The 7,096-nt window shown below is 35.7% G+C and carries 5 protein-coding genes and 1 pseudogene; 1 reads left to right on the top strand and 5 read right to left on the bottom strand.

All coding sequences use genetic code 11. The features are described from left to right. A pseudogene (locus P9M13_02495) lies at positions 1-158 on the bottom strand (DDE-type integrase/transposase/recombinase). Between the two features lie 9 nt (positions 159-167). Between P9M13_02495 and P9M13_02500 the strand changes: the two are divergent. Then, the gene (locus P9M13_02500) at positions 168-1,235 is read left to right on the top strand and encodes an IS110 family transposase (GenBank protein MDP8262157.1); all 1,068 of its coding nucleotides are present in this window, start codon (positions 168-170) and stop codon (positions 1,233-1,235) included. Positions 1,236-1,596: 361 nt separating this feature from the next. Here P9M13_02500 and P9M13_02505 read toward each other — a convergent pair whose 3' ends face one another. The 4 genes from P9M13_02505 to P9M13_02520 all read right to left on the bottom strand — a co-directional run. Beyond that, entirely contained in the window at positions 1,597-2,388 is a 792-nt protein-coding gene (locus P9M13_02505) for a hypothetical protein (GenBank protein ID MDP8262158.1), read from the bottom strand. Positions 2,389-2,399: 11 nt separating this feature from the next. Beyond that, complete coding sequence (locus P9M13_02510; GenBank protein MDP8262159.1) at positions 2,400-2,621, bottom strand: hypothetical protein; 222 nt, start codon at positions 2,619-2,621, stop codon at positions 2,400-2,402. Between the two features lie 13 nt (positions 2,622-2,634). Beyond that, positions 2,635-3,402 carry a tetratricopeptide repeat protein gene (locus P9M13_02515; GenBank protein ID MDP8262160.1) on the bottom strand — a complete coding sequence of 256 codons (768 nt, stop codon included), beginning with the start codon at positions 3,400-3,402 and terminating at the stop codon, positions 2,635-2,637. An 11-nt stretch (positions 3,403-3,413) separates the two neighbouring features. Next, the coding region (locus P9M13_02520) for an RHS repeat-associated core domain-containing protein (protein ID MDP8262161.1) at positions 3,414-7,096 on the bottom strand (3,683 nt) is incomplete at its 5' end.

Consider the following 7,096-nt stretch of genomic DNA (forward strand, 5'->3'; position numbering starts at 1 on the left):
CCATCCATGCTAATCGATATTTGTTGTGCTGTTAATCTATTGATGAATGCCTCACTCGTAAACTGTGCCCCTTGATCCGAATTGAATATCTCAGGGGTTCCGTATTTTGCCAGAGCTTCATCAAGTGTTTCACAACAAAAACTTACATCCATGGTATTAAGGAATTTATTAAGGTCGCTGTTTATCAAGGGAATGAAAACACAGCAAGTATTGAAAAAGTAATACGGAATGATAAAGGACAAATTCAAAAATTCTACAAGAGATTAAAGAAGGAATATAATATCCGAGCGTGTTATGAAGCAGGAAGTTGTGGTTATGTATTTTATAGATGGCTGAAAGAGATCGGAGTGAAGTGTGAAGTAATAGCGCCAAGTTTAATACCGAAGCGAGTAGGAGATCGGATAAAAACAGATCAACGAGATGCACAAAATTTGGGACGATTATACCGAGCAGGAGAATTAGTTGCTGTGCATATCCCAAGTGAAGAAGCTGAAGCAGATCGTGGCGTGGTACGATTGAGAGACCAAATCAGGAAGGAAATTCACCAATCGAAACAGTATATTCTAAAATTTTTACAAGTACGTGGATTAAGGTATGAAGGAGTAAAAAATTGGACCCAAAAACATTGGGACTATATCAGAATAATCAAGTTTGAGAATAAAGCGGATCAATTTACATGGTGTCGTTATATTGAAATATTGGAATATAAATTACAGGAATTAGTAGGAGTAGAAGAAAGGATAAAAGAATTGGCCTTTAGTAAAAAATATGAAGAAGTAGTTAAGAAGTTGAGATGTTTGCGGGGAGTAGATGTTTTAACGGCAATTACATTTGCGACAGAAATAATAGATTGTAAAAGATTTAGTCAGCCAAGAGAAATAATGGCTTACTTAGGATTTATTCCAAGCCAATATAGTTCAGGTAAAAAACAACGATATGGAAGAATAACCGGAACGGGCAATAGTCGGTTGAGGCGAATATTGGTAGAGGCTGCTTGGCACTATCGTCATGCTCCGCGGATATCAAAAGAATTAAAAAAGCGTCAAGAAGGACAAGATTTGGAAGTTATTAATTACTCGTGGAAAGCACAAAAACGTTTATATAAAAGATTTACAAATTTAGGGTTTAGGAAGAATAAAAAAATAGCTGTAGTTGCGGTGGCTAGAGAATTAACAGGATTTATTTGGTCGTTAATGGTTAATGAAAATAATTATAGTGGAATTAAAACGGCATAAAATTTAAAAAGATATATTGAGAAAGGGTAAGAGTTGGTACGAGAGGGAGATCCTTGTGACCCCTATGCGATAAGATTAAATTCTTAATTCGCGCTATAAAGATCAAGGCAGGCCCAGACGAAGTTTATATCATGTACAGGCTTTTAGCCCAATGTACGAATACCAGGTTGATTCATCGTCGAAGCGACCAACTCAATGCCCTTCTCATTAAAAATATGGTCTGAATATGGTTTGATTAAAAAAATATTATTGAGGGATTGACACGGTATTCCATACCAGGGGACACTCACCTTTTAAGGAATGATCTGTCCTATGACAAACCTCATCGAGGTAGGGATAACGTACTATTGCTTCTTAAAAACTAGGCGTGACCTTTCTTTTTCTGTTTATTAAAATAAACTTCATCTTCTTTGCAATCTTTAATCAATCTCTTAATATGATCTATATCTTTCTTGCTTTTAGCATATTTTAATGCTTCATTATAATTTTTAATTGCTGTTTTAAAATCCCTATCATTTTCCCAACTCATATGGCCTAAGAACATATATACACTACTAACAATCCAGTTAGGTGCTTTTCCATCCGTTAGTATTTTATTAGCATACTCCAATGCCTTCGGTTTCTTACTTAATTTCCAATAACATACTACTAAATCAGACAGTGTCATATAATAATAATCCAAAGCTAAATTTGGATCATTCTTATACATATCTATAACTTTACTGCAATAATTAATAGTTTCTTTATATTCTTCCAAATCTTTACAGCAAAGAGATAATTCAACCAATATTTTCAAACGCCTTAGCTTTGTAATATCCTTAACATTTAATCCATCAATTAAATATTTTTTTGCAGTTTTGAAATCATCTTTGTCAACATATGAGGATCCTATATAAAATAATGCATCTGCTTTTTTCTCTCCATCTATTATCTTTAAAACCACTTCTAATAACTTTATTGCCTTATCTGGATAATCCTTAAAATACGCCATTTGTCCGCAAATAAAGAAATACTCACCTAATTCAGTTTTTGATAATTTTTTTAAGTCTTCATTTTTAATCGAATTCATTAACTTATCAGCTTTATCTAAATTTTTATCACCACCATCTATCATTAAATCATAAACTTTTTGAATTGTTTTCATTACGTTCATAAAACATCCCCCTACTTATCAGTCCTCAACTGGTCCGCAAAATCCATGCCCTGACCTGTTGCTTTAACAGTATTATTTATTATTCGGCCCGCTTTTGTCTTGTACTTATCCTGTTGTGGATTAATCTCATCAACTTTTTCATTTATATAATCACGATTTTTCTCCGAGGATACTGGTTTGGAGTGAAGAAATAGATGACTATCAGCCAAAGTTTTAGCTATGATTGATCTCATCAAGACAGAAATACTACTGTTTATTCTTTTTTAAACCTTCATTACATTCAGCAATTAAATCTTTATAAAAATCCTTATTAGTTTTTTCTTCAGCTAGATTAAGCGCCTTTTTATAATTTTCCTTTGCCTTCTTATATTCCTTTTTTTCCAAATATCTATGACCTAAAATACAATATGTGCTTTTCATAACCCAATCAGGAACATTCTTTGTCAACAGTATTTCATTAGCATAATCGTCTGCCTTTCTATCTTCACCTAATTTCCAATAACATGTAGATATGCTAGATACTGCATTATAGTAATAATCATTCAAACTTAACTTACTATCCTTAAATATTTCAATAATTTTATAATAACTTCTTAATGCTTTTCCATATTTATCTAAATTTCTATAACAAAGACTCAACTCAGCCAATATATTTATTTTTATTTTATCGCTCAAGTTTTTTATGTTTAATGCTTTTTTAAAATACTTTAGGGCTAATTTATAATTATCTTTATCATTATAAGAAGATCCAATAAAATACAAAACCTCTGCTTTTTTAGTTTCATCAACTAATTTAAGCGCTGCTTTTAACATCTTTATCGCTTCATCCGGAAACTCTTTATAACAAACCATTTGCCCGCAAATAAGGGAAAATTCACCTAATTCAGTTTTTGATAATTTCTTTAAGTCTTCTTTTTTAATCGAATTCATTAACTTAGCAGCTTTATCCAAATTTTCATTACCACCATCCATCATTAAATCGTAAACTTTCTGAACTGTTTTCATTACATTCATTAAACATCCCCCTACTTATCAGTCCTCAATTGATCCGCAAAATCCATGGTCTGACCTATTGCTTTAACAGTATTATTTATTGCTCGACCCGTTTTCGTCTTGTACTTATCTTGTTGTGGATTTATCTCATTAACTTTTTTATATATATAATCACGATTTTTCTCCGAGGATACTGGTTTAGGGTAAATTTTTTCATCCGATTTTTCTTCCCCGCGTTTAAGCCGATTTAATTTATCTTCATCACTCTTATTCCAATCCTCCTTACCACCCTTCCCTTTTTCGCTTTTATTAATAATATCATCCGTACTTGGCCTGTCTATCGGCACTCCTTCCTGCTCATCAGGTATATCAGGTACCGGCTCGACTATCATCGGTGGTGTTGGTTCTTCTATTGGCACTCCTTCATCCTGCGGAGGGGGTTCATATATCGGTTCATCTATTCTGGGTGATGATGTGTCGTCTATTGGATATACTTCGGGGCCTTCTTCTGTTACCGGCCCTTCTATCGTTACCGGCAGTGACGGCGGTATTGGTGTATTCTCTGGCGGTGACGACGGCTCAACTGTTCCACCGGATGTATCCGGCGGTAAAAATATGTCTCCGCCAAATATATCCCCAAATATTGATCCATCACTGTTTGGAGCATCTCCTTGCACTCCGCCTGAACCATCAGCGCTGTCATTACCACCTTCCCCAAAAAATCCTGTAATAATATCTATAATCGTACCTATAATATCTGATATAGACGGCAAATTTATATCTGACGGTATATTTGGTAAAGTGTCTCTGGCAGGGTCCGCACCCTGCCCTGCTGACGGCGGCAGGACTACACCTCCTAATATTGCCGCCTCGGCTTCATTGCTCCAAAAGTCATCAAACCAATCAAAGAACGAATCACCTTCTCCCGTTGAACATAATCCTAACGGGTCTATCCACCTTATGGGATTATTTCTCGCGTATATATATCTATTTATTCCGTCAGGCATACCTAATGGATCAAGCTGTGTGAACCTTCCCAACTTAGGATCGTAATATCTTGCCCTGTAATAATAGAGGCCTGTTGCGCTGTCAAATTCACGACCGGTAAAACCAAAAGCACACCTCGGAGTAGTCCCTGCGGGCCACCTCCGAGGAGTGCCGAATGCGCTATAGCTAAATCTATTTACTATCTTTCCTTCACTATCAGTAACCGCCCTAATAGAATTCTGCCCATCATGAATATAATATTCTTCATTATCGCCTGATACCTTGGCAAATATCTCGTCTATCCCTTTACCCCCTATATATCTGGACAGTATCTTTCCTTCTTCATCATATTCCATTATTATATTCGAGCCGTCATAAAAATAACCGGTTGTTTTATCCCCTTCTATCTTCTTTATCCTCCTGCCGAATAAATCATATTTGTATTGGACCTCTTCCTTCCCGTTGACCTTTACAACTGAAAGTTTATTGCCGGAATCATATAAATATACTGTATCCTTATCATCGCATAATTCCCTTACAAGATTTCCGTTACGGCTGTATCCATACAACATCTTTTTTCCTCCAGCCGTCCCTTCAACCTTATCAACCTCCTTTATCATCTGATTTAACGTATTAAAATAATATCTTGATTCAGTCTTTAATATATGGCCTTCTTTCTTTTCACTTCTAATAAACTTTATCCTGTTGCCATTCCCGTCATAAAAATATTCTTCCCGATTACCATTTGAATATTCAACCTCTGTTAACTGATTCGATCCGTCATACTTATATCTCGTCTTACCTGAAATGCTTTCAGACTCTATTCTGTTTCCTGAGGCATCATATACATATCTAAAAAAATCTATTGTTTTATTTGTTGTATCCTTAGCTTCCAATTGTATGAGATTTCCTGCCTGATCATATGAATAGCTTACCACTATACTGTTGGATAATGTCTTTTCAATCCTTCTGCCCAGCTTGTCATAATTTAGCGCTATCCTCTTTCCGTCATATTCGATCTGTTCTGCCTTATTCAATTTATTATATTCATATAATATTTTTATCTCTTTACCTGAAGACACACACGTTATATTGCCGTTTAAATCATATTTATATTCTATTTCTTTTCCCTGGGCATTAATGTTTTTTGCCCTGTTAAAATTATCATATGAGATGTTTATCTCGCGCCCATCATCCGACAAAATCCTTATCCTATTGCCGCTTTTATCATACTCGTACCTGATAAAGTCATTACCGCCTGATGAAATCTCCGACACCTTACCTATAGCAGTATTATACCGCAGGCTGATTTTCCCGCCTTCACCGCCTATTGAGGCCAAATCGCCCATTCGATTGTATCCATAGCTGATTTCATTTCCAAGCTGGTTTATCTTTTTCGTTACTCTGTTTATACCGTTATATTCATAGCTCTCCTTGCCTCCCATGGGGTCTACCAACTCAATCAGGTTTCCCGCCAAATCATATTTCTTTAATGTCTTGTCGCCATTCCTGTCTGTAACCTCAATAACCCTGTTTAATTTATCATATTTATATTTAAGCTTATTTCTTCGTGGGTCTGTCAATTCAACAAGGTTTCCTTCAGGATCATACTTGTATTCCAGGCTGGACTTGTTTGCCATAATAACCGCGGAGAGCCTTCCTGCTGGATCATATTTATATCTGGTTTTATCTCCTGCAGCGTTAATATAACCTATTCGTCTGCCGTACACATCGTAAATATTTTTTGCTTTGCCGCCAACCGCATTGGTTGTTTTACTTAGTTTTCTCCACCAACCTTTTGTATAGCTAAACTCAGTAACATTACCCATTATGTCTTTTATGGCAATAACATTACTGAACGCATCGTAGGACATCCTTACAATAATGGATTTCCCTCTTTCCGTTTTCCTTAATATCTCCAGGACCCTCCCTTTTTGATCATATTTATATTTTGTCTTTATCCCTCGGGGGTCGCTATATAAAATCACCCTCCCAATATCATCCCTATTATACAACTGGACTACCGCGTCCTTCTGGTCGGCTCCCAGATATCTCGTTACCTTTATTACATTTCCCTTCTTATCGTAGGAAAATCCCGTCATATTTCCCAATGGATCAACTATAGCCGTAGGCAACCCGTAACTGCCCCATAAATATTTTGTTATGTCTCCTATCGGATTTATAATCTCTTCTAAATTACCATTCCGGTCATAACTATATTTTGTTACCGCGCCTATTTCATTAACCCGTTCTACCAATTTATTTATCCTTTTATTATATTTATACCGCCTTATACCGCCCAATGGGTCTTCTGACTCAATAATGTTTCCAAGGTTGTCATATTTGTATTTCCGGATGTTTCCGTTTTTATCTCTAAACTCTATTAAATTGCCATCGGCATCGAACTTACTCTGGCTATAATTTCCCAAAGCGTCAATTACCTTCGTTATCTTATTGTCTTTGTTGTAATAATATTCTTTCTTCTTTTTGTCCCCTTCATAATACTCTACTTTTCTGGCTTCATCGTTGTATTTGAAGCTGAACAGTCTCTCTCCTTTTTTGCTGCCCTGTTCTATTACCCTGTGTTTTTTATCATACTTTGTAATTACCTCTACTCCGTCAGAATATGTCTTCTCTATAAGATTGTGTTTTCTGTCATACTTATATTTTATCTGGCGCCCCATTACATCTGTTACTTTTACCAGATACTTCGCGTAATATTTATTCA

The organism is Candidatus Ancaeobacter aquaticus (assembly GCA_030765405.1).
Lineage (GTDB): Bacteria > Auribacterota > Ancaeobacteria > Ancaeobacterales > Ancaeobacteraceae > Ancaeobacter > Ancaeobacter aquaticus.